Genomic DNA, 24788 nt, shown 5'->3' with positions numbered 1-24788 from the left:
TTTTGAGAGAATCTAAGAGGGAATCATTATTTTCATCCAAGGCTTTGGTATATTTCTTACAATTATCTGAATCGCTGAACTATACAAAAGCTGCTGGTATTTTAGGAATTACACAGCCTGCACTATCCCAACAAATTAAAAAATTAGAAAATAAGCTCCATGCTAACTTATTTTATTCTGTTGGTAAACAAATTCATTTAACCGATGCGGGTTATACTTTAAAAAATGCTACCGAGGAAGTATATGGAATCCTTGATAATGCTACTGATGAAATTGAATCATATTCAAGCTCAATCCGTGGAACAATTAAGGTTGGAATTCTTTCTGCAATTGAAGATGAAATATTTGAAAATTTTGCCCTATATTTCTATGAAAAGAATCCAGATTTGCGAATTGAAATGTACATGTTGACTCAACAAACATTAATCTCTGATCTTGAAAGTGGAAGAATTGATTTAGCCATTATGTACCTACCAAACGAGAAATTGCATAATTGGAAGGGAATGGCCATTAAACCGATTACTCACGATACTTTGTGCTATGTTCATCATGATAAAGGTAAAATTGGAAGTAAAATCAATCTTAAAAAAGTTGTTGGGCCAATGGTAGGTTTCCCCAATGGTTATTACTTTAATCAATTTTTAAAGAATATTTACAGCGCCAAGCGCTATGAAATGCCAAAAATGGAAGCATGTTTTACAAGACCAGTGCAAATCATAGAATTTGCTTTATCATCTGGGTTAAATACCATTCTACCGAAGACCTTTATGATGACACGTGATCGAACTAAAATGGCTCGAAAGAATACTTATTATACTGATATTATTCCTGATTTTTCTCTTCAAGCCGTTGCCGTCTATCGTGATACTAAAGATGGTATTCCGCGGTTAAATAAATTATTTGACGAATTTAGTGGTTTTGTAGGAGAATATGAGCAGGCTAAAGATGTATACTTAAGTAGTATTAATATAGAAGTTAGAGATCGTCAGAGACTCTTGGAAATATGGAAAAAGAGGAGAGAGAATCATGAGTAAAGAACTAGTTTTTGGACATAAAGTACCGGATACGGATGCAATTGTGGCTGCAATGGCACTCGCATATTTGAAGAAACAAGACGGGTATGATGTAGAAGCAGTCGCTTTAGGTAATCCCAATGCTGAAACTAAGTATGTGCTTGATTACTTTGATACTAAAGCACCACGTGTGATTGAACGTGCAAAACCTGAAGTTGATAAAGTAATGCTAGTAGACCACAACGAACCTCAACAAAGTGTAAGCGATATTGATCAATTAACTGTAACTGATGTTGTTGATCATCACCGAATTAATGGTTTTAACACTGCTGCACCTTTGTATTATCGTGCTGCACCTTATGGATGCTGCAGTACAATTATTACTAAGATGTTTTCAGAAGAGGGTATTAAAATTCCCAAGAAATTAGCCGGTTTAATGTTGTCAGCTATTATCTCTGACACTTTATTGTTAAAATCACCGACTACTACTGATTTTGATCGCGATGCACTCAAAGCTTTAGCGGACATTGCCGGAATCGATGATTATGAAGATTATGGCGTTAAAATGCTTAAGGCCGGGACTAACGTTGACGCAAAAACTGATCAACAGCTTATTGACGGAGATGCTAAGTCATTTACATTAGGTGGTAAAAATGTCAGGATCGACCAAATTAACGTTGTTGATTTAGACGATATTACCAAACGTGCTGATGATATTAAGAAAGCTATGAAGGCCGAATCTAAGGATAAGGGCTATGATTTATTCTTAGTGCTTGTAACCAATATTCTTGATAGTAATTCAGAACTAATTGTTGTTGGGGAACCAAAGAGCGTGGTCGAACAAGCTTTTGATAACAAATTCAATGATGATGACATTATGAATTTGCCTGGAGTCGTTTCTAGAAAAAAGCAAGTTGTTCCCCCATTAACTGATGCATTAGAAAAAGAATAGTTATAAAAAATCCACTTAATTGTGGATTTTTTGGTTTAAAACAAATTGTTTGCTATTTAATTGGATAAGATATAAATTAAATATAGAAACAAATAGGAGGTTTATATTATGGCTGAAAATAATAAAGATGATTTGAGAAACCGCTTAACACCTGAGCAGTACAACGTAACTCAAAATGCTGGAACTGAACCTGCATTTACTGGCAAATATGATGATTTTTATAAAAAGGGAATCTATGTTGATGTTGTAAATGGTAAGCCATTATTTAGTTCTGCTGATAAGTATGACGCTGGTTGTGGCTGGCCATCATTTACTAAACCAATTAGTGAAGACGAATTAAAGAATGATACTGATACTTCTTTTGGTATGATTAGACAAGAAGTTCGTGGCGCAGACTCTAAGTCCCATCTAGGACATGTTTTTCCAGATGGACCGCAAGATAAGGGTGGTTTACGTTACTGTATTAATTCTGCCGCTCTTAAGTTCATCCCTTATGATAAGATGGACGAAGAAGGGTATGGCAAATACAAAAAGTTTGTTGAATAATACAAATAACTGAAATAGAGGTCTTTATTAATGAATGATAAAAAAGAAACAGCAATTTTTGCCGGTGGTTGTTTCTGGTGCATGGTCCAACCATTTGATCAGATGCCAGGAATTATTTCCGTTGTATCTGGATACACAGGTGGTCATGTCCCAAATCCAACTTATGAGCAAGTTGCTTCAGGTACTACTGGTCACACCGAAGCAGTTAAAATTACTTTTGATCCGAGCATCATTTCATATAAAAAATTAGTTGAAATCTATTGGCATCAAACTGACCCAACCGACGCAATGGGGCAATTCCAAGATCGTGGTGATTCTTATCGTCCCGTAATTTACGTGAATAGTCCCGAACAACGTAAAATTGCTGAAGAATCTAAGAAAGAGTTAGAAAATAGTGGCGAGTTTGATGAACCAATTGTAACGAAAATTGAAGACGCTCAACCGTTTTATCCGGCTGAAGACTATCATCAAGACTTCTACAAGAAGAATCCACTTCGATACGCCATCGAAGAAAGTGGCGGACGGAAAAAATTCATTGATGATCATTGGAAGAAGTAAATAAGTTAACAAAAAGAATGTCAATTTGACATTCTTTTTTAATGACTAGTTATATGTAGTAAAATAAAAGTGGTATGAGATTAGTAATAAAGTGATTCTAATCTCATACTAATACTGAGTATATTCTGGGAGGTATTATAATGACTGAAGAAAAGATAAGACCAAATAAATCGCAAGACGTTTGGAAAGATACTGGTGAAAACGTTGAATTTGCCACTTTAGAGCTAACTAGAAAAGATCAAAAGGCGGCTCAAGAAGGAATCCAAGATTTTGCTGATCGTTCACAATCTATTATTAGATCAATGAGAATTAGAGAACCTAAAGCAAACCTTAGAGTTGCCATTGGCTTTAGTAGCAAAGCTTGGGGCTACTTGTTTCCGAAGGCTAATAAACCTAAAGAATTAGAAGATTTTACTGGTGTTAAAGGTCCAAACTATTCGATGCCATCGTCTGAAGGAGACATCTTTCTTCATATTCGTGCTAATACTGAAGCCGTTGTATACGAAGTTACTACTCAATTCATGCTCTTTTTAAGAGATTTTACTAAAGTAGTGAACGAAACTCATGGTTTTAGATATTTAGAGGGAAGAGCTATCATCGGTTTCATTGATGGGACTGAAGTTCCACAAGTTGAAGATGTTGCTCCATACGCGCTTATTGGTGATGAAGATCCTGAATTTATCAATGGTTCATATGCTTTTGCACAAAAATGGCACCATAACATGGATTATTGGAATCACCTAGATACTACTACTCAAGATAAAGCCATTGGGAGAGAAAAATTTTCTGACTTAGAATTACCAGATGAAGAAAAATTTAAAAATGCCCATAATGTAACTTCAAACACATCCGTTGACGGAGTTGAACAAAAAATTGTCAGGATGAATGTTCCTTATTCTGATCCTGCTAACAATGATACAGGAACTTACTTTATTGCGTATTCACGATACTGGCACGTCATTAAGGGCATGCTTCAACAGATGGTTGATGAAGATGATTTCTTGTTAACGTTCTCAACCTTATTGACTGGTCAAACGTTTTTCATTCCTTCAAGACCAATGCTTGAAAAGATTGCTGATGGGGATTTGAATTAGTCATCAGTAAATTTTTAAAAATTATTTATTAATTATTATTGACAAAAACGTTGGTTAAGCATAATGTACTGTCTAAAGAAAATGCTAAGAAAAGATGAGTACTGAATCAACCATGATACAGAAAGCAAGCGACGCTGAGATGCTTGCATATTGGCATTTAGGAAAATGGTCTTGGAGCATATATAGACAAGTTATTTACAAGTCATATTTGGATGGCGTCCATTAGAGCGCTATACACTGCTTAATTTATTCTAGATATAATTAGCAATGTTACTGAGGATTGGCAGAAAACTGACAATCAAGGCTCGGTGGTACCGCGTTTATTCGTCCAAGCTCTTGAAACTTTTGTTTCAAGAGCTTTTTTGTATTTTCTTTTAATATAATAAAACAACGGAGGCATAATATGTCTGATAATATTTTTGATTTAGCAATCATTGGAACAGGATCAGTTGGTTCGGCGGCAGGATATTACGCCAGTCAAAATAATAGCAATATTTTAGAGCTGGATATTGCTAAACCCCCACATACACACTAGAATTATCCGGCATGCCTATGGTGAGGGAGAGAAGTATATCCCGCTACTACTAGAAGCTCAAAGATTATGGGATAAACTCCAGAAACAGACGGGCAAATGTCTTTTCCATAAAACTGGCGTTCTGACCGTTGGGCCAAAAGATTCAGCATTTTTAAATAATATCAAAGCGTCTGCCAATGACTACGATATTGATATTGTTCCTTATACTTCAACTGAAATTCACGATCAATGGCATAACTGGAATTTTAACGATCAATACGAAGGGATTTTAGAGCCAGGTGCAGGGTATTTAGAATCAGAGGAAATTATTAAAACATATATCGAAGGTGCTAAAAATAATGGCGTTACCCAAAGCTTTGATAGTTTTGTTAGAAAGATTGATCAGCAAGACAACGGAATTGTTAAGATTAAAACACAAGATTATACTTTTTATGCCAAAAATGTCATTTTATCAGTAGGAACCTGGGTCAAACAACTATTGCCAAATTTATCAATCACGCCAACAAGAAAAGTATTTGCATGGTTTAACGTCTCCGATAACGGTTTAAATGAAAATGAAGGGTTCCCAGCTTTTACGGTAGAACTTGCAGAGGCTATTCAGTATTACGGTTTCCCAGGAAGTAATGGCACCATTAAAATTGGACGTCACCAGGGTGGTCAAAAGATTAAAAATAGAAAAGAAAGGGGCAATTTTGGCGATTATTCTGAATATTTAGATGAAATCGATCCATTACTAAAGCATCATTTGACAGGGACTGATGGTATTGACCATGGTGGTACATGTTCGTATGATCTTTCTCCTGACGGTGATTTTATTATTGATCGGATTCCATCCATGAATAAGATTCAAATTGTAACTGGATTAAGTGGACACGGATTCAAATTTTCCAGTGTACTTGGTAAACTATTAAGTGATCAAGCTCTTGGAAAATCAAATTCTTATAACTTAGAACCATTTAGATTAGACCGGTTTAACCACTGAAAATAATCAAAAATTTAATCGATGAAATAACAACAAATGCTGTTGTTATTTTTTTGAAAGCAAGCCAATAATGAAGGTTATTTAAAAGCACTCATTATTAGCGTATCATTGAGTATAGAAACTATTTAAATAAGACTTTGATGTTGACCGAACGTTGAGCTTTAATGGTGTTGAAATAAATTCAGAAATTGTAAATGCAATTAAACAACTAGCAAAACGTAATGAAATTATCTTTGATTCAACCAGGCCAATCAGATATCTAATTTCAAGCGTACCAACATTTAAAAATAAGACATTAATAGGTGCAAACGGGGCGCTTGTATCAAGAAATGGTCATACTTATTCAATAAAACCCATTAGTAATTGTGATATACAATTGACTAAAAATATCATTAAAAAATACGATTTAAATTACATAATTGATAGCAATTGGAATTACAGTGATAATGTAAGCGCTTCAAATCCAATATTTAAGCAACTAGATCCAAATTAATTAGCTGAAAATGTAGCTATCTCATCAATCAAAAAAGCCGTTAAAATCACTTTATTGGACATAAATAACAACTTAATTGATAAAATATCAGTATTTATTAAACAAAATACGTCATTTTGGCGAAAAGAATATTGATCTGACAGCTCAAAATATTAACAAACTCAGTACATTAAGAATTATAACCGATAGCAACTATTAGAAACTAGATTGCGTTTGGAAACGATAGTAACGATCAAGAATTACTCGCGAAAGCTTTTAAAAGTAGATGAATCTGCAGTCAGATCAAATTATTTTGAATTCAAATGATGAAGTTGCAAAATCAATTTAAAGTTATGCAAATGATGATAATTTAAAATAAGTATGAATTGGTCTTTTCTTAATATTAAGTCTACTTCGTATAATATATATTATGTAAACTAGAAAAAGAATAAATAATTAAGTGTTTCCCTCTATAAATATATATTAAAAAGAACACCATTTTTGGTGTTCTTTAATTTCCAACTTATTTTATCTATTAATATCTTTGATCCATCCTAATGCAAGAGCTCCGCTACCTAAATGGGTTCCAATTGCTGGTCCGAATGATCCGCGGGTAACTTTCATATTTGGATATTTTTCTTGAATGGATTTCTGCCAAACATCAGCTTCTTTGGGGTTATTGGCATCAATTACAGCAACTTCAATTGGATAATTGGCTTTTGATACTGCTTGAGAAAATAAATCTTCAACACGTTTAAGTGCCTTTTTCTTAGAACGAACTTTATCAAATGCTACGATCTCATCAGTTTGGTTATCAAAAGTTAAAATGGGCTTTATGTTTAATAGTCCACCTACAAACGCTGTTGCATTTGATAAACGCCCGCCCTTCACTAGGTTATCTAAATCATCGACAACAATTAACTCATCAATGGTTGACCGAAGAAGTTTAAGTTTTTGAATAATTTCTTCTGGAGGAACATTATTTTGTGCTAAATTAGCTGCATATTTCACTAAAGCAGCCATTGGATCAACAGTAATTCCAGAATTAAAAGGATAAATTTTGATGTTATCCATCATTTTGGCTACATTACAAACTGCTTGATACATGCCAGAAATGGTTGAAGCTAAATGAATACTAATCACTGCATCATAACCATCGTCAGCTAATTTATTATATTCTTCAATTAGTGCTCCAATTGGCGGCTGTGAAGTCGTCGGTAATTTGGGTGACTCTTTAAGCTTTTGGTAGAATTCCTTATTTGTAATGTCAATTCCTTCGCGGTAACTTTTACCGTTGAAGATTACGGAGATTGGAATAATATGAACATTATATTTTTTGATATCTTCCTTAGATAAATACGATGTACTATCAGTAACAATCGCTGTCTTCATTTCTTTCACCTAACCTATTTACGGATTTTCTTCATACTTGTTTCTAATCGATTGAGGAGAATCTTTAAAAGATTCTTTTCTTCATCAGTCCACTGATTAAAAATTTGTGTGGAAAGATCTTCGTAGTCATTACTAATTTGATGACATGCCTTCTTACCCTTATCAGTAATACTGTATATTAACTGGCGTTTATCCTGCCCAATGGCTTTCTTTTGAATCATTTCTTTTACAACTAATCGTTTCAATTGTCGCGATAAAGTTGATGTATCTAATTTCATTGACTTAGAAAGCGATTCTTGGGTCGTATAGCCATCATCAATGGCAATTAACAATTGCCATTCTGAAATAGTAAGATTTGATTTTTTGGTAAGAGCTTGGAGCTGTTGTTGATGCATTTTTCCAACAACTCTAAGAGCAGTTAAACTATTTTTCATTGATATTCCTCCGTAAAATATTATACCATTAATTGCCTAATACAAGATTACGGATTTAATATTTATGTGCTACCACTCAACAATATAAGTTATACTGGACAATGAAGCAAAAAGGAGTGTTATATATGTCATTTGACGGATCATTTACACATGCAATGAGTCATGAATTAAATAACAAATTACTAAACGGACGTGTTTCAAAAATAAACGAGCCCTACCTTAATGAAATTATTTTAACTATTCGTTCTAATCATAATAATTATCAGTTATTATTATCAGCGAATCCCTCATACGCTCGAGTACAAATTACAAACGTCCCTTTTACAAATCCGAAAGTTCCAACTAACTTTGCAATGACGTTAAGAAAACATTTAAGTGGAAGTTTTATTAGCAAAATTCATCAAGTAAACAATGATCGGATTATTCACATTCATTTTAATACAAGGAATGAATTAGGTGATATTGAGGAATTAGTCCTTGTCATTGAAGTAATGGCACGTCATAGTAACATCATTTTAGTTCAAGCTAAAGATTCATCAATAATTGATTCAGTTAGAAGAATTTCATCTGCTCAAAATCGATACCGAACCATTCTTCCAGGATCTAAATATATTCAACCCCCAAAACAAGATCTGGTTGATCCATTTCAAGTTAACAAAAAAGAATTTACACAAATTGAAAAAATCAATCGTGAGTTTCCAAATGTAGATGTATTTGCTACTCAATTACGTAAATATCTTCAAGGACTTGGGACTGATACGTCCTATGCGCTCGCAAGTGCCCTTCATGTATCTGGATCAACTTTAAAACAAAAATATTGGAAATTTTTTAATCATTTCGAAAATCCAGAACCTATTATTGGAGATGATATGAAGGGAAAATTACAATTTTCAGCATTTCAGTATAACGGCATTCAGCCGGATAAAAGATTTAAAACTTTAAGCGAAATGTTAGATGAATATTACCAAACTAAGGTTCAACGTGAGCGAGTTCGAGAACAAGGGTCACAATTAATTCGAATCACCAAAAATGAATTAAAAAAGAATCGGAAAAAGCTTAAAAAATTACAAAAGACCTTAGAAGAATCTGAGCATGCAGATGACCTACGGGTTAAAGGTGAGATTTTAATGACTTATTTAAATCAAGTTAAAGTTGGATCTAAAGAGATTAAACTACCCAATTTTTACAATAATAATAAGGAGATCATTATCTCACTAGATCCTTCCCTCTCAGCTTCTGAAAATGCTCAAAAATACTTTAAAAAATACGATAAAAAGCGAAATGCAAAGGAATATGTAGTTAAGCAAATCAAGGAATGTCAGGATGAAATTGATTATTTTGAGAGTATTGAATCCCAAATTGAAATCGCGGATCCACGTGATTTAGATGACATTAAGACAGAATTAAAAAATGGTGGATACATTAGGAAGCCAAAAAAAGGTAACAGTAAACATCATAAAACTAAAGTTAGCAAACCTGAAAAGTTTGTCTCAGATGATGGTGAGATAATTTTGGTTGGTAAAAATAATTTACAAAATGATCAACTTACCCTTCGGACAGCAGATAAACGTGATACTTGGCTTCATGTCCAAAATATCCACGGATCTCATGTAATAATTAGATCTTTCAATCCAACTGAACAGACAATTCTTCAAGCTGCTGAACTGGCTGCTTATTTTTCCAAAGCACGAGCATCTGCCAACGTGCCAGTTGATTACGTTAAAGTAAAAGCTGTAAAAAAGCCCAATGGAGGGAAACCCGGTTTTGTTACCTATCGGGGGCAAAATACGATTTACGTAACGCCAACGGAAGCAATTGTTAAACATTTAAGAGAGAATAGTAAAAAACAAGATACTAATTAGTATCTTGTTTTTTACTTCAATAACTTGTTGGTTGCTTCGTTAATAGTATGACCTATTGATAATTTAGCCCCTGACTCGAGTGATCGGTCTTTTTGATAATCGTACACTCCAAGTTGCTTAAATGGGAAAGAAGCCTGCATCACCGTAAAGTGTGTTGAAGAATCAATTTTGGGAACGGTATTTACAATTTTATCAATATTTAAATGTCCGGTTGCCATCCTGACCAGCACCCCAATCCAGTTAATTCCAGTGGACATATTTAAAAGAACGGTCTCAGTAATTCGAAGTGGTCTCACACCAGTAATTTTAATCTTGTCTTGATCCCTGTAAAAAAGAACCTGAACTAGTCCATGAAGACTTTGATTTTTCACCGCTACCTTAGCTCGTTCAACTAGCCCTTCCACATTCAAAACATCTTTACCATAAGGAACATAATAATCTGTTTGAAGACTGATATCGTCATCGTTTCCATCACCGGATTTAAACCCCACGGTTGAAATTGGAACTATTTTGTTCTCCGTTACTAATAAATCAAACGCAAAATCAACATGAGATCCATACCAAACTGCATCTTTTTGATTTGGTGGTAAAACCACCAACTTGAAATCATGATACTTGCTAAGTTCACGAATTAGGAAGTGACGATTACCCGGCAGAAAGACGTATTGGGGTTTCTCAGTTTGAATGACGTCTAAAATTTCTCCCAGTTGAATTGGTTCAATGTACTGCTTGTCACTCATCATTGGCGCTAAGGAGGCAGAATTAGGATTATTATTTAAAATTACAGTGTCAAATCCAATCTTTTTAAGTTGAATTAATATTTCACTAGTATAGAAATCAGAAGCAATATTGGGGCCAATTTTATTTCTACCCTTTCCAATTACTAGTGCGGTGTTATTCCCGATTTGATTAGATTCGTTGTCAATTTCATAACTAGCATAAAAGGAATTAATTTTTTCGGGAAATTCTCCAGCCGTTGGTTCGATCATTTTATAGGTTTTATAAGAATCCTTTTGACGAAGTTGATTGATATCTGTATGCCAAATGGATGACAACATTCCATCACCAAATCCCATTTCATGAGCTAACCTGAAAGCTTTAGCGTCATTTTGGTGTTTAAAAATATACGATCGACTCTTATCAATATTTGCCATGATCACAAAGAAAAATTGATCAATTTTGGTCAATTCTTGTAAATCTTCAATACTATAATGACGTGAGAGGGCTTCAAATAGAATTGGGAGTTGGATATCGGTTGGGTGAATTAATTGTGAAATTAGTTCATCTTCGGAAAGTTCAGAATAACTTGGCAAAACATCTTTTGGACTCGATTGCGAACTTCTAATGGCCTTTAACAAAGCGGCTTCGCAACTACGACCTACCCCAATTACTGATCCAATGGATTTGGTTTTAGTTCCAAGTCGTGAATCAGCATCAGGTAATTGCTCAAACGGCCAGATGGGGATTTTTACCGTGATATGATCACTGATTGGTTGAAGCACCGTCGTAAATTTATGAAAACGTGCTGGTAACTTAATTTTAGTAATTGGATAATTTAATAATAATTGTGAGGTAACTAAGGCAATTGGATATCCCGTTGATCTTGCTGCTAAGGTAGTACTCATGTTAAAACTAGGATTTACCTTTAGAACAAAACAATCATTTGTTTCAGTATTCAGAGCAAATTGTACATGACAAACGCCCTTGATTCCCAAAACGTCCATGACCTGAAATGAAATTGATCGCATCATTTGAATCTGGGTATCACTTAAAGTTTGTGCCGGGGTATAAACGACCGAATCATTTGAGTTCACTCCGACTGGATTCATATCTTCTAAAGAAGATACCATCAATTTTGTCCCCATTGTATCACGCAGTGAAACCGTTCCAACTTCTTTGTAGCCGACAATTTCCCGTTCAATTAGGCATTTACTAGACTTTGACTCCTCAAAGATGGTATCAGCATCGTTAGTTATTTGTTCCATGTTTTGAAAAATCAACCGTTGTTGTCGAACTTTAGGATCTAACGGTCTAACGGAAATTGGAAATGAAATTTTATCAATTACATTCCTTAAATCATCAAAATTATCAACAATATAATAATCAGGGGTGGGAATCCCATATTCTTTTAATCTTTGATTCAATCGATTTTCATTGTTAAACAGATCAATATTATCATCATTTAAACCAATAATTTTTACATTATTTTCTTTTAATATTCCATTTTTATTTAAGCGTTGAATAACCTTTAGTGCATTAACTCCGCCGAAAACTGAGGTAACTGCATCAATGTTCTCTGTTTCAATAACATGTTTAGCATTTTCAGTATTAACAGGTTTAATGGAAACATTATCAGGATTCATTTCCTGTAATATTACTGAATATGGATTATTATCCAAAAGAAAAGTAGTAATCCCAAGTTTCTTCCAAACCTTTAGTGCTTGAAATGCAGCGGAATCAAGCTCACATTCTTGACCAATTCCAGACGGTCCTGCTCCGATTATTAAGATTTTTTTGATATCGTCTTTCATTAGGCTATCTCCCATGAGCTGTGATACTTTCTAGAAATTCATCAAATAAGTCAATACTGTCAGTTGGACCACTAGACCCATCCGGAGAAAATTGAACTGAGAAACTTGGATAGTCACGGTGCCTAATTCCCTGAACTGTTCCATTGATTAAGTCTATGTATGTCACAATTAGTTTTGATGTGTCGATAGAATTTGGATCTACGGCATAATCCTGAGCTTGATTAGCATAAATAATTTGATTAGTAATAATTTTTTGAATGGGATGATTGCTTCCATGGTGTCCAAGTCTCATTCGATAAACACTGGCTCCATTAGCCATAGCTAACAATTCATGCCCTAATCCCATACCAAAAACTGGAAGTGCCTGTTCTAATTTAGCAATCGTCTTTAAAACACTTTCATCAATTTCGTGCGGAGATCCAGGCCCTGTTGATAAAATAATTCCTTCTGGGTCAAGATCAATGATTTCTTGGTATGAAGTGTCAAAGGGAAGCACAATTACATTGCAATTCCTTTGAGCTAATTGACGAATAATCCCTTCTTTTAAGCCAAAATCAAGTACCGCAACGGTTTTGCCATTTCCAGGGACCAAATAAGGTTTGGGTGTGGCAACCTGTTGAATCTGCTGATTATTTAAAACGGCTGCATTTAACTGATCAAATGCATGTTCATCATTAACATCAACGAGACTCGCTTTTGAAATATCATGTGCCATAATGTATTTCAAAAGATAACGAGTATCAATTGCAGTTATCCCCGGAATATTACGTTGCTTAAGAAATGTATCTAAAGATATATTTTTTAAGTAACTAGTTGAAATATCTTCACTATGATGAACAACCACACCCTTAGCTGATGTCAAAATAGACTCATAGTTTTTTCGATTGATTCCGATATTTCCAACTGAAGGCTGTGTGAATGCCACGATTTGATTGTGATAAATTGGATCTGTGATTGATTCCTGGTAGCCATTAAGATTCGTATTCATAACAATCTCGCCCGTTACGGTTGATTCAGCCCCCATCGATTTTCCCACAAATGAAGTGCCATCATTTAGGATTAAATATCTTTTAGTCATAATGAAGGTCCCTTACTTGTTAGAAACGATTTCGACAGAATCACGATCATCAATTTCTGAAACCAAGACATTAACTTTTTCGTCCTTTGAACTAGGAATATTTTTCCCAACAAAATCAGCCCGAATTGGTAGTTCACGATGACCACGATCAACTAATACAGCTAAACCAATTCTCTTCGGTCTTCCCATTTCATTGATTGCTCCTAATGCTGCCCGGACAGTCCGGCCAGTGTATAACACATCATCAACTAGGATTACATTTTTATTATTAATGTCTACCCCATCATTATTAGTTGGATTAGGCTTTGTTTTTCGGTTCTTTAAGTCATCACGATATTTGGTTACATCTAGTTCCACAACCGGAATTTTAGCATTTTCAAGTTTTTCCAAGCGTTTAGCAATTCTTCTTGCCAAATAAACTCCACGAGTCTTAATACCAACTAAAACTAAGTCGTTGATACCTTTATTTTTCTCAATAATTTCATAAGTGATTCGTGTCAAAGCACGTTGCATGGCCATGCCATCAACTACAACTTTCTCTTTTGCCATAAATGTCACTCCTTAACTGATATCAGAATACTGTTTTCTTAATTGATCGATTGTTTTTTGAAAAATTGGTGGTGCTGGAACTTTAAAATTGAGTTCTTCATGTGTAACTGGATGTTTAAATCCCAGTTCAGCAGCATGTAAAAACTGTCCTTTCCCTTTAATGGTATTTTTAGGTCCATAAAGTGGATCGCCAACGAGTGGATGACCAATATACTTCATATGGACTCTAATTTGATGAGTTCTTCCGGTTTCTAACTGACATTCCACTAAAGTATATTTCCCACCAAAACGTTCAAGAACGTGGAAATGAGTGATGGCATTCCTTCCGCCGGGAATTACTGCCTGTTTCTTGCGGTCGTTAAAAGATCTACCAATCGGAGCATCAATGGTACCGCGTTCTTCATTAATATTACCATGAACCAACGCTAAATACTTTCTGCGATTAGTTTTTTTCCTTAGTTGTTTGGACAATGATCTATGAGCAATATCGGTCTTAGCTACCATCAACAATCCAGAAGTATCCTTATCGATGCGATGAACAATTCCTGGTCTGACTGTTCCATTAATAGAAGATAATTTTGTATGATATAACAGCGCGTTAACTAACGTATGATCAGGATGACCGGGAGCTGGATGGACTACCATACCTTGGGGTTTGTTGACCACAATTACCTGATCATCTTCATAAATAATATCCAGCTTAATGTTTTCTGGTACTAAATTCATTTGTTTAGGCTCAGGGATAGAAATTTGAATGAGGTCATTATTTTGGGATTGGTATTTCGGCTTTTTAGTATCACCATTAACTAAAATTAAATGATCCTTGATCAATTCATTTGCACGACTACGACTTAAATCTTCATAGTGATCCGAAACCAATTTATCAAGTCGCTCGTTTTCATTATCAGCTCTAAATTCTCTATTTTGCATTTTTCTCACTCTCAGGTTTTGCTAATACGATAACTAAGAACAGGACGATCACACCAATCGTTACACAGGAGTCAGCTATATTAAAAATTGGAAAATTTATAAAATCTAATTGAATCATATCGGTAACTGCTCCTAGAAACAACCGATCTAGCAAATTACCAATCGTTCCAACCAACATCAATATTAAACCAAACAAGTATCCGATATGATATCTTTCGATGTAAATAAATATCATAAAAACCAAAACAGCTCCAGTGGCGATGAATTCAAAGATGACAGATTTCCCAGCAAGAAAACTCCAAGCAGCACCTGTGTTATTAATATTAGTCAATGATATAACTCCAGGAACGAATGGAATTTCTTTTCCAAGTGGAACGTTAATCCGAATCCACCATTTCGAAATTTGATCAAAAATCAGGAGAATAAAAAACATTAGTGCAAAACATATCCATGCCAAGATTTGTTTTTTAGAATAATCCGGTGATTTTTTCATTTTTATCAATATCCATTTCTGCTGCAGCTGGATGCTTAGGCAATCCCGGCATAGTGATTACTTTTCCAGCCATCGCCACAATGTATCCTGCTCCTAGTTTCGGCAATAATTCAGTAATATGCAAAGTAAACCCACTTGGATCGCCTAATTTTTTGGGGTTATCTGATAAAGAATATTGAGTTTTAGAAATACAGATCGGTAGTTTATCCCATCCATTTTTTTCAATGCCCTTTAATTGCTTCATGGCTTTCCCAGAAAGGACAACGTCCTTTGCTCCATAAATCTTTTTAGCGACCTTATTAATTTTATCAATCAAGGAATCTTCATCATTGTAAATTCGCTTAATGGATGCATTATTCTCAACAAGTTTGATTAATTTCTGAGCAAGGTCAATTGAACCCTTACCACCCTCAAGAAATGACTTACTAATACCAAATTCAACGTCTTGTTTTCTTAAATGATCACTTAACCACTTAATTTCTTCAGGGGAATCATCAGTAAACTGATTAATGGCGACGATAATTGGTTTGTTAAAGGATTTCATTGCCTTAATATGATGATCAAGATTTTTTACTCCAGATTTTAATGCTTTAACGTTTGGTATAGCTAAGTTTTCTTTACTAATCCCACCATTGAACTTTAGAGCACGAATTGATGCAACCATAACGACTGCACTCGGATCTGCATTTAAGTGTGGTGATACCAAATCCATGAATTTCTCACCACCTAGATCAGAACCAAATCCTGCTTCAGTTAACGTATAATCAGCAACTTTAAGAGCCACATTAGTAGCTTGAACACTGTTACACCCCATAGCTAAATTAGCAAACGGCCCCCCATGAACAAACGCTGGGGTATGTTCTAATGTTTGAACTAGATTAGGATTAATCGCATCTTTTAAAATAATTGTTAAAGCACTTTCAACCCCCAGATTTGAAACAAAAACTGGTTCATTATCATAAGTGTATCCAATTAAAATATTCTTAATACGTTCTTTTAAATCATTTAAATCAGTTGATAGACACAAAATGGCCATTAATTCACTTGCAGCTGTGATTTCGAAATGCTCTTCTCTAGGAACGCCGGATTTAGATCCACCTAGTCCAATCACCATATTTCTTAGTTCACGATCGTTAACATCCATCGCACGGTGCCACTGAATTTTACGTGGATCTAAATGTAAATGATTTCCCTGTTGAATCGAATTGTCGATCAGTGCCGCTAGAGTATTATTAGCAGAAGTTAAAGCATGAATATCTCCCGTAAAATTAAGATTAATGTTCACCATTGGTTCAACTTGAGCAAATCCGCCTCCGGCTGCTCCACCTTTCATTCCCATCACAGGACCCATAGAAGGTTCCCGCAAAGCAATGGCAACTTTTTTATTTAGTTGATTTAACGCATCGCCAAGACCAATTAATACAGTGGATTTCCCTTCTCCAGCCGGAGTGGGATTAATAGCAGTTACTAAAATCAGTTTCTTTTTAGTATGTCGATCACGAGTATCACCTGATATTTTTGCCATGTACTTTCCATATGGATCAACTTCGTTTTGGGGAATCGAAAGTTTACTTGCGATATCTTGAATCGGATCCAATTGACTTTCCTGTGATATTTCAATGTCAGTTTTCATTCATACACCCTCTATTTTTTTACTTCAGTGCTAAAAGCTTCTTTTAATTCGATGATAGAATTGTTGGGAAGTATAAAATTATAGTTTTTATTCTTATAGTTGAAAGATAATTGAAATTTTTTGGAATGAATATCAATAATGTCCTTAATATTCATTTGAATCCCCTTGGGATGAAACACGCTCCGCACTGTTAATGTCTTATTTGATAAGATTAACTTTCTAAAATGAATTTGAATCCATGATAGTAGGATAAAAACAATAAAAAAACCTAATGTAATTTCTTGAAAGTGAGTTATTTCTAACCAAATGATCACCCCAATTAGCAAAACAATAAACGTCCAACTCCAGCAGATAATACTAGTAGTGATATTTGGTTGATACAAAAATTTTCTCTTTTGAGTTATCATAGTCTAAACCTCTTTATTAAACGAATGGAGTAATTTATTAATGTATAAATTATATTCTGATGCAGCTATTAAACCTAAAAGTAATCAATGTGGAATTGGAATTTTAATTCTTCATCAGAAACAACAAATTCAAATTAAAAAGCAATGTAAAGCAAAAAATAATCATATTGGTGAATTCAAAGCATGCCTCACTGCCCTAAGAGAGCTTTGTGATCATTTAAATAGTATTAACAAGCATCCAAGTGATATTACTGTCCTGTACTACACTGACAGTTCCATTTTAAGCGACAGTCTTAATAAACAATACGCCAAACATTATCAAAAATACGTTGATGAAATCGTTAAATTACAAAATCATTTCGCAATGGTGTTAACTAAATGGATTCCAGACACTCAAAATCTAGGTGCTCACGAATTAGCTTTTCAAGCTCTTCATTCTAATTAATTAACGTAGTTAGAGATTGGTTTTTCGTACATATCCCAGTCTTTAGTAGTGCCAAAAACGATATAATCCGATAATAATTTTCCAATCATTGGTCCAGTAGTTAGACCCGACGATCCAAGACCACTACCGATCAACAATTCTTTGTAATTGGGGATTGAACCAAAGAAAGGAGCAAAGTCATCTGTATAAGCCCTCGTTCCCACTCTACTACCAATAATATCAGAATAATCCAAGGTAGGAATTAATTTTTTGGCTGAATTAAGCAATTCATCATTAACCTTTGGTTCCTCTTTTAAATCAAAGCCCTTTTCATCGTCGTGAGTAGCTCCAATAATCAATTTTCCGTGTCCAAGCGGAATAAAGTCATATTCTCCTTCTGGCATCATCACCGGCATGTTCTCATGAGCTGGAATATCAGATACTTTTAATTCTACCAGTTGTCCTTTTTGAGGTCTGACTTTTACTTTAATGTTAAGAGGAGCAAGTGTTTCTTTTACCCAAGCACCGGTAGCTATGACAATTTGATCGAAACTTAATAGTTGATCTTTAAAACTAATGGTATGGTCACTAGTAAGTATCACTCTGCCCTTATAAAGAGTCAAATTTCGTTTTTTGGCGATTGCAACTAAATGCTTACAGAAGAGATTTCCATTAATCCGACTTCCTCCGGAAACAAAAATTCCTGGATAAGTAGTCGTAAGAATGGGGATCTTGTTTTGCACTTCTTCTTTATCTAGCCTTGTGATGTCACCCATCTCAGGAGTCGTCTGAACTCTTTTTTTAGCTAAAGCATAGAGCTCATCTAAATCGTTATTATCTTTTCTTGTGATGATGGTACCACTACTATTAAAAGTTGCTGAATTCATTTGGGTTTGATCAGCAATTTTAGGAATCAATTTAGCTCCAGCCTTTGCTAAGTTATACCATTGTTTATTTCTACGTTTCGACAACCATGGTGATATGATTCCTGAAGCTGCTTTGGTTGCTTGCCCATAACTATCGTCAAACATCGTTACCTCTCGCTGATCGGTATTTGGAAGTTGACTTAGGTAATATGCAAGGGTGGAACCAACTATTCCACCACCAATAATCGCGATTTTCTTTTTCAATTACTTATCCTTCTTGTTAAAAGTTTGCTCAACCCAGTATTGGAAATAATCCGTTCTGATTCGCCCATTATACAATTTACGTCGTTTAGTGGCTTTTTTGCCATATTCTTTTTCAAAATTTAAGTCACTGGTTAAGTAATACTTAGACCAAGTTTTCATAGGAATAAATACCTTCCCCATATCATGATAAAGCTGGGCTGCTTCTTTAGTATCACCCATTCTTTGACCATATGGCGGATTAGTAACTAAAACCCCGTCTTGTTTATCGGTATGAAAATCTTGAACGGCCACTTGTTTGAACTGAATATCATGAAGTAAACCAGCTTCCTCAGCGTTTACTTTGGCGTAATTAATCATTTTTTCATTAACATCAGAGGCCATGATATCAAACTCAGTGTCATAATCAGCTTTTGAATCTGCATCGGCACGCACTTTCTTTACAAGTTCTGGATCCACCCAATCCCAGTGTTCGAATACGAACTCACGATTATAACCCGGGGCAATATTTCTAGCAATTAAAGCCGCCTCAATGGGGATGGTTCCAGACCCACACATTGGATCAAGAAATGGCATTTGTTCTGGATGCCAATTTGTTAAAAGAATTAGAGCAGCTGCCATGTTTTCTTTTAGGGGTGCTTCACCCTTTGCGACCCGATATCCACGTTTAAACAAACTGGGACCGGTAGTGTCTAATGTATCCATAACTTCGTCTTTATTAACCCGAACTTCAAGTGGATAGAGTGCACCTGATTCAGGTAATCTGGTGCGACGATGATAAAATTTACTTATCTTCTCAACGATTGCTTTTTTAGTAATGGCTTGAATGTCTGGAACACTATGAAGAACTGATTTTTGTGAACGTCCCTCAACTGGAAACTTTCCGTCCATCGGGATCAGGTCTTCCCAATCCAACCTCTTAGTATTTTCAAACAACTCGTCGAAAGTTGTCGCTTTAAAACGACCCACAATAATTTTAATTCGGTCTGCAGTTCTTAACCATAAATTAGCCTTAATAATGTCAGTAATCGTTCCATTAAAAAGAACCACTCCGTTCTTAACTTCTGGATCGTATCCCAATTCCCGCAACTCATCTCCTACTAAGCCTTCTAAACCAGCAGAACAAGTTGCCATTAAATTAAATTTTTTCATTTTATTTCATTCCCTTTTATATAAAAAAAGAGTGGGAAGATCCCACTCAACCTGAAAAATGGTGCAGGCCCCTATAAGCCATGTTTTGTGCTTAACCACAACTTCAGGAAAAAGTGGTTAAGTAGTAATCATCTATCTCAAGAACAAATTGTTCTTCCCCCACACTTGGTTCAATTTCCGTGTGTGAAGCTCCCCTACCAAAGTTTGGGTTTCCCGCTCGCGGGGTTTACTGCGTTCCAATAATTTGATTTCTCAAATTAGTCGTTTCTGTGGCACTTTATGAAATACTAGAGCATAGCAATTGCCTTAGTTCTTTCTTTCGCCGTAATCAAATCGATGATCCCTCGGCTTATTTTTTCACCGAGCACGAACACTACAAGCATCTCAGCTTGTGCGAGAGTGGACTTTCCTCAGCCAACAATTGCTGACCGCGATTACTCAGGACCTGCACCAAATCTTTAAAACCTATTAGATTTATCTGAATCCTCGCCATATACACGACGCTCTAAGCTGGATAACCGTTTTAAGATATCCATGTCAGTAGGATTCTGACCTTGAGCCGGCTGACTTGAAGTAGTATTCTTTGGTGCTTCCTCAGCAGGTTTAGTTGGCTCAGCAGTTGTTTCTTCTGGTGCCCGTTGAGGAGCACTTGAACGTTCGATAGGACGTTGAGTACTTTGTGCGCTCGATCCCATTGATACCTGACGAGATAATTCGTCAACTTTTAACTTGAGATCCTGATTTTCCTGATCTAACTGATCAATCTCACGTTGAAAAGTCTCATAGTCCTTAATGATACTATCCAAGAAAGTATCAACTTCAGCAGGATCGTAACCCCGCATTTTTTGCTTAAATTCCTTTTGTAGAATTTGTTTTGGAGTAAAATTAATATTTTCCATTAATGCACACCTCACCAATCATTTCCGCATAGTTCTATTCTATCAGAAATAAAACTAAAAGTCATCATTTAACTGTCTTTGATAATCATCAGCAAGATCTTGTAACTGATCAAAATCGATCAATTGCATCGGATATGCATGATTTTTTTGAAACTGGTGAATAGCTTGATAGTCATACTTAGTTTTACCTTCATTTTCTGGATCATACACTAATAATGACTGGTCTGTATGCGTGAGCATAAATCGTTGATAATTTTTTAGTTGTTTAGGTGAATCATACGGATGATCACTTACTGAATTTGAAAAATCAGCTTTAGAAACTGCTCGATTTAATTTTGCTTGATTATCTTCATTCCAGTTTGACCCAAATTTTTTAAATGGTAACATTACTGCTAATTGAAATTCATGTGGATACTTTTTTTGAAGTTCTTTAGAAACATCGGCTGTCCATTGTTCAATCCCGAGCTGTCCGCCGGTGATAATCCAGTCACATCCATTTTCAATTAACTGTGAAAGTTGATCAAACAAAGCTTGCTTAATAATTTTTAACTTAGGATCATCATTTTGAAAGATTCCTAATTCATAACTCCGGTACCCTGATACCCAAACGCGGCTCATTTCTATCCACCTTTCAATAATTATTTCTCCAGGTTACCTACAATTGCTATAATATACTACGTATATGTTAACATGATCATTTTTAATAAATGGATTGAGGTTATACAATGAATTTCCATTATCCTAACGGTAATTCCTATCGAAGTACCAGTAAATCAAGTAAACTTATCATTAAAAAAAATAAATCTACCATTAAGTACGGTGATCGGGGGATGTCCCTTGAAGCTGAATTAAATGAAAGCAACCAATATTATTTGGAAAGGGATATTGCAGTGGTTCATAAAAAGCCTACCCCAATTCAAATTGTAAATGTTGACTACCCCAAACGTAGTGCAGCCGTTATTAGGGAGGCATATTTCCAGCATGCTTCTACAACCGACTATAACGGTATTTATCGGGGCAAATATATTGATTTTGATGCTAAAGAAACTACTAGTACCACTTCTTTTCCTCTTAGTAACTTTCATAAACATCAAATTGAACACATGAAAAAATGCACCAAATTAGGTGGGATCACCTTTGCAATGATAAAATTTGTTAAAAGTAATGAACTTTTTGTGCTTGAAGGACCGAATCTATTCTATTATTGGGACCGACAAAATCAGGGCGGAAGAAAGTCAATTTCAAAAATAGAGCTTCAGGATAATGCGTACCAAATTAAGTACCATCTTCAACCCTTGATTCCATACCTCAGAGCGGTTGATCAAATTATCGATAATAAGAACAATATGTAAAGGAGAAGTCTAATGGCTGATTCAGATGAAAATATTTCTAGGGTACAAAGGTTTAAGCACCATCAGCAACCACGAAAGAAAAAGATGAAGCTTTGGAAAAAAATCATTTTATGGATTTTGGCAGTAATCGTTGCCATACTTATTTGTGGAGCAGGTCTTTTTACTTATTATGCAGCCAGTGCTCCAAAGATATCTTATAATACCCTCTCTAGTGATAATTCAACGACGATATATGATTCAAGTGGTAAGATAATTTCACGTTTAGGTGCCCAAAATCGGGACTACGTGAAACAAGATCAGATTCCTGATAACCTAAAAAATGCGATTATTTCAATTGAAGATCGTCATTTTTATAAGGATCATGGGGTTGATCCTGCCAGAATTGTTGAAGCAGCCTTTTCAAATCTTCGTGGCCAAGGTGGTTTACAAGGTGGCAGTACCCTTACCCAACAATTAGTCAAATTATCAGTCTTTTCGACTAAGGCCTCGGACCAAACGCTAAAACGCAAGGCTCAAGAAGCCTGGTTAGCGATCAAAGTCGACCATGATTATAGTAAACAACAAATTTTAGAGTTTTACATCAACAAGGTTTACATGGGTAATAATGCTTACGGAATGCAAACTGCTTCCGATTATTATTTCAATAAACCATTAAAGAAGATTAACCTCCCACAAACGGCTTTTTTGGCTGGTTTACCTCAAGCTCCCGTTCAATATAATCCTTATACAAATCCTAAGTTAGCAACTGAACGAAGAAATCAAGTTCTAGAAGCAATGGCTAACAATAAAGTGATTTCCAAGGAGCAAGCTAGTGAAGCTGAAAAGACCAGTATTCAAGATGGTCTGGTTAAACAACACAATTCAAATTCGTCTCCATACGCAAAAAATGAGAAGTATGCCGATGCCTATATCCAACAAGTTGTTCAAGAGCTAGACCAAAAGGGATACAAATTAAATGCTGGAAATAAGGTTTATACAAATTTGAATATGGACACTCAAAAACAAATGTATAAACTGGCCAACGATCCCAACTCACCCATTCAATTTCCTAACAATAACTTCCAAATTGGTGCCACGATGGTAAATTCCAATAACGGTAAAGTGGTTTCGATGCTTGGATCAAGAAAACAAAAAATTGCCTTTGGATTAAATCGTGCAATTCAAACCGATCGTTCTAGTGGATCAACTATGAAACCATTAATGGACTATGGACCAGCAATTGAATACTTAAAATGGCCAACTTATCAAGCTGTTCAAGACACGCCTTTCACGTATCCCGGAACAAATAAAGAACTTCAAGACTTTGACAATAAGCATGAAGGTACCATCACGATGCGAAAAGCACTTGTTGAGTCACGTAATATTCCTGCGATCAGGACCCTTCAACAGGTTGGAATCCAACGATCACAAGACTTTTTAGCTGGATTAGGAATGACATTTAATAAACCACTTGAACTACAAAACGGAATTGGTGCCTATATCTCATCAGAGCAGGAAGCAGCTGCGTATGCTGCATTTGCAAATGGTGGGACGTATTACAAACCATATTTAATCAATAAAGTAGTTAATGTCAACGGAGCTGAAAAGCAATACAGTCCTAAGGGGCATCGAGCCATGTCACCAGATACTGCCTTTATGATAAATGACATGCTAAAAGGCGTCATGACTTCTCCTAATGGTTCTGGAACTGCTGCTAAGATTCCTGGACTTTATCAAGCCGGTAAAACCGGTACTACCCAATATCCGGATGATTGGATTAAGAAAGTTCCTGATCAATCATCAATGGATTCATGGTTTAGTGGGTACACGAAGAATTTCTCACTTTCTATTTGGACCGGATATGACCATCAATTTAAACCCGGAAACTATATTTCCGAGCCACAAACACGAATTGCTCAAACCTACTACAAAGAAGTAATGTCACAGGCATCTGCTAATAAACCTAATATTGATTGGCAGAAGCCGGATAATGTGATTGAAACCAAACGAGATGGCGTAAACGAATACTATATCGAAGGTCACATGGGAACCGCGGTTTCAGCTAATAATGCTAGTCAATCTGGACAAGCATCCAAGAATCGTTCAGTTGTCTCAAATTCATCAAGTTCAAAAGACTCCAACAGTTCATCATCTGACGATAATTCTAGTTCAAGTCAGACGTCATCGGGGTCTAGTTCTAAGGTTGAAGAGCCATCTGAATCAAGCAAACCTAATGATCAATCATCTTCTGAATCATCAAATAATCAAGATAACAATAATCAGAGCACTCCTGCTTCTAATAATAGTCAATCATCAAGCACTTCTACTCCAAATCAATAAATTGAATATTCTCTTTAAGACTCATCCACTTTATGATTTATGTGGCTTGGGTCT

The 24788-nt window shown here is 35.4% G+C and carries 24 protein-coding genes, 1 other RNA gene and 1 pseudogene; 12 read left to right on the top strand and 14 right to left on the bottom strand.

Annotation, left to right across the window (positions count from 1 at the left end; translation table 11 throughout):
• Positions 1 to 2 precede the first annotated feature (2 nt).
• From AC6UC9_RS02855 to AC6UC9_RS02820, 8 genes and pseudogenes are all read left to right on the top strand, one after another.
• Positions 3 to 1034, top strand: a complete 1032-nt coding sequence (locus AC6UC9_RS02855; RefSeq protein WP_500701082.1) for a LysR family transcriptional regulator — start codon at positions 3 to 5, stop codon at positions 1032 to 1034.
• A complete protein-coding gene (locus AC6UC9_RS02850) occupies positions 1027 to 1965 on the top strand; it encodes a manganese-dependent inorganic pyrophosphatase (RefSeq protein ID WP_500695643.1) in 939 nt (312 codons plus the stop codon). Before AC6UC9_RS02855 ends, AC6UC9_RS02850 begins: the two co-directional genes overlap by 8 nt.
• Positions 1966 to 2073: 108 nt before the next feature.
• Positions 2074 to 2511: a peptide-methionine (R)-S-oxide reductase MsrB gene (gene msrB / locus AC6UC9_RS02845; RefSeq protein ID WP_500693758.1), complete on the top strand. Its 438-nt coding sequence runs from the start codon at positions 2074 to 2076 to the stop codon at positions 2509 to 2511.
• Positions 2512 to 2541: 30 nt separating this feature from the next.
• Complete coding sequence (gene msrA, locus AC6UC9_RS02840) at positions 2542 to 3069, top strand: peptide-methionine (S)-S-oxide reductase MsrA (RefSeq protein WP_500695645.1); 528 nt, start codon at positions 2542 to 2544, stop codon at positions 3067 to 3069.
• 140 nt (positions 3070 to 3209) lie between these two features.
• On the top strand, positions 3210 to 4163 hold the full coding sequence (locus AC6UC9_RS02835; RefSeq protein WP_500695646.1) for a Dyp-type peroxidase: 954 nt from the start codon (positions 3210 to 3212) through the stop codon (positions 4161 to 4163).
• Positions 4164 to 4566: 403 nt separating this feature from the next.
• Positions 4567 to 4698 (top strand): hypothetical protein, encoded by a 132-nt coding sequence (locus AC6UC9_RS02830; RefSeq protein ID WP_500701081.1) that lies wholly within the window; start codon positions 4567 to 4569, stop codon positions 4696 to 4698.
• Positions 4673 to 5680 (top strand): N-methyl-L-tryptophan oxidase, encoded by a 1008-nt coding sequence (gene solA / locus AC6UC9_RS02825; RefSeq protein WP_500701080.1) that lies wholly within the window; start codon positions 4673 to 4675, stop codon positions 5678 to 5680. The genes AC6UC9_RS02830 and solA overlap by 26 nt, the downstream gene beginning before the upstream one ends.
• 148 nt (positions 5681 to 5828) lie before the next feature.
• Positions 5829 to 6173: pseudogene (locus AC6UC9_RS02820) on the top strand (hypothetical protein); the annotation flags it as partial.
• Between the two features lie 507 nt (positions 6174 to 6680).
• On the opposite strand, the gene AC6UC9_RS02815 reads toward AC6UC9_RS02820, so the two are convergent.
• Together AC6UC9_RS02815 and AC6UC9_RS02810 are read right to left on the bottom strand one after the other, a co-directional pair.
• Positions 6681 to 7544, bottom strand: a complete 864-nt coding sequence (locus AC6UC9_RS02815) for a DegV family protein (protein ID WP_500695648.1) — start codon at positions 7542 to 7544, stop codon at positions 6681 to 6683.
• A 14-nt stretch (positions 7545 to 7558) separates the two neighbouring features.
• Positions 7559 to 7978: a MarR family winged helix-turn-helix transcriptional regulator gene (locus AC6UC9_RS02810; protein ID WP_500693752.1), complete on the bottom strand. Its 420-nt coding sequence runs from the start codon at positions 7976 to 7978 to the stop codon at positions 7559 to 7561.
• A 125-nt stretch (positions 7979 to 8103) separates the two neighbouring features.
• Between AC6UC9_RS02810 and AC6UC9_RS02805 the strand changes: the two genes are divergently transcribed.
• Positions 8104 to 9840, top strand: a complete 1737-nt coding sequence (locus AC6UC9_RS02805) for an Rqc2 family fibronectin-binding protein (protein ID WP_500701079.1) — start codon at positions 8104 to 8106, stop codon at positions 9838 to 9840.
• 11 nt (positions 9841 to 9851) lie between these two features.
• On the opposite strand, the gene AC6UC9_RS02800 is transcribed toward AC6UC9_RS02805, so the two are convergent.
• From AC6UC9_RS02800 to AC6UC9_RS02770, 7 genes are read right to left on the bottom strand one after another with little or no spacing between them, the layout of a single operon-like run.
• Positions 9852 to 12371, bottom strand: a complete 2520-nt coding sequence (locus tag AC6UC9_RS02800; protein WP_500695651.1) for a carbamoyl phosphate synthase preATP-grasp domain-containing protein — start codon at positions 12369 to 12371, stop codon at positions 9852 to 9854.
• Between the two features lie 4 nt (positions 12372 to 12375).
• A complete protein-coding gene (locus AC6UC9_RS02795) occupies positions 12376 to 13449 on the bottom strand; it encodes a carbamoyl phosphate synthase small subunit (RefSeq protein ID WP_500701078.1) in 1074 nt (357 codons plus the stop codon).
• Positions 13450 to 13461: 12 nt separating this feature from the next.
• Positions 13462 to 13998 carry a bifunctional pyr operon transcriptional regulator/uracil phosphoribosyltransferase PyrR gene (gene pyrR / locus AC6UC9_RS02790; protein WP_500693748.1) on the bottom strand — a complete coding sequence of 179 codons (537 nt, stop codon included), beginning with the start codon at positions 13996 to 13998 and terminating at the stop codon, positions 13462 to 13464.
• Between the two features lie 12 nt (positions 13999 to 14010).
• Positions 14011 to 14928 carry an RluA family pseudouridine synthase gene (locus AC6UC9_RS02785; RefSeq protein ID WP_500701077.1) on the bottom strand — a complete coding sequence of 306 codons (918 nt, stop codon included), beginning with the start codon at positions 14926 to 14928 and terminating at the stop codon, positions 14011 to 14013.
• Positions 14918 to 15421 carry a signal peptidase II gene (lspA, locus tag AC6UC9_RS02780; protein WP_500701076.1) on the bottom strand — a complete coding sequence of 168 codons (504 nt, stop codon included), beginning with the start codon at positions 15419 to 15421 and terminating at the stop codon, positions 14918 to 14920. The genes AC6UC9_RS02785 and lspA overlap by 11 nt, the downstream gene beginning before the upstream one ends.
• On the bottom strand, positions 15396 to 17054 hold the full coding sequence (locus AC6UC9_RS02775) for a formate--tetrahydrofolate ligase (RefSeq protein ID WP_500701075.1): 1659 nt from the start codon (positions 17052 to 17054) through the stop codon (positions 15396 to 15398). The genes lspA and AC6UC9_RS02775 overlap by 26 nt, the downstream gene beginning before the upstream one ends.
• 11 nt (positions 17055 to 17065) lie before the next feature.
• On the bottom strand, positions 17066 to 17461 hold the full coding sequence (locus tag AC6UC9_RS02770) for an EbsA family protein (RefSeq protein ID WP_500695656.1): 396 nt from the start codon (positions 17459 to 17461) through the stop codon (positions 17066 to 17068).
• A 40-nt stretch (positions 17462 to 17501) separates the two neighbouring features.
• Between AC6UC9_RS02770 and AC6UC9_RS02765 the strand changes: the two genes are divergently transcribed.
• Positions 17502 to 17906, top strand: a complete 405-nt coding sequence (locus tag AC6UC9_RS02765) for a reverse transcriptase-like protein (protein ID WP_500695657.1) — start codon at positions 17502 to 17504, stop codon at positions 17904 to 17906.
• On the opposite strand, the gene AC6UC9_RS02760 is transcribed toward AC6UC9_RS02765, so the two are convergent.
• From AC6UC9_RS02760 to AC6UC9_RS02740, 5 genes are all read right to left on the bottom strand, one after another.
• Positions 17903 to 19015: an NAD(P)/FAD-dependent oxidoreductase gene (locus AC6UC9_RS02760; RefSeq protein ID WP_500701074.1), complete on the bottom strand. Its 1113-nt coding sequence runs from the start codon at positions 19013 to 19015 to the stop codon at positions 17903 to 17905. The two genes, AC6UC9_RS02765 and AC6UC9_RS02760, sit on opposite strands and share 4 nt — an antisense overlap.
• Entirely contained in the window at positions 19016 to 20164 is a 1149-nt protein-coding gene (locus tag AC6UC9_RS02755; protein ID WP_500701073.1) for a THUMP domain-containing class I SAM-dependent RNA methyltransferase, read from the bottom strand.
• 69 nt (positions 20165 to 20233) lie between these two features.
• Positions 20234 to 20610, bottom strand: an RNA gene (gene rnpB / locus AC6UC9_RS02750) — RNase P RNA component class B.
• Between the two features lie 12 nt (positions 20611 to 20622).
• Entirely contained in the window at positions 20623 to 21063 is a 441-nt protein-coding gene (gene gpsB / locus AC6UC9_RS02745) for a cell division regulator GpsB (RefSeq protein ID WP_500701072.1), read from the bottom strand.
• A gap of 54 nt (positions 21064 to 21117) precedes the next feature.
• Positions 21118 to 21681: an SLOG family protein gene (locus tag AC6UC9_RS02740; protein WP_500701071.1), complete on the bottom strand. Its 564-nt coding sequence runs from the start codon at positions 21679 to 21681 to the stop codon at positions 21118 to 21120.
• 107 nt (positions 21682 to 21788) lie between these two features.
• On the opposite strand from AC6UC9_RS02740, the gene recU reads away from it, so the two are divergent.
• Positions 21789 to 22415: a Holliday junction resolvase RecU gene (gene recU / locus AC6UC9_RS02735; protein ID WP_500695661.1), complete on the top strand. Its 627-nt coding sequence runs from the start codon at positions 21789 to 21791 to the stop codon at positions 22413 to 22415.
• Positions 22416 to 22427: 12 nt separating this feature from the next.
• Positions 22428 to 24734, top strand: a complete 2307-nt coding sequence (locus AC6UC9_RS02730) for a PBP1A family penicillin-binding protein (RefSeq protein ID WP_500701070.1) — start codon at positions 22428 to 22430, stop codon at positions 24732 to 24734.
• Positions 24735 to 24788 lie beyond the last annotated feature (54 nt).

It is taken from the genome of Fructilactobacillus sp. X7R4C1 (assembly GCF_059901115.1).
The sequence above is the reverse complement of the archived record's forward strand: the minus strand, read 5'-3'. Positions and strand labels throughout refer to the sequence as shown.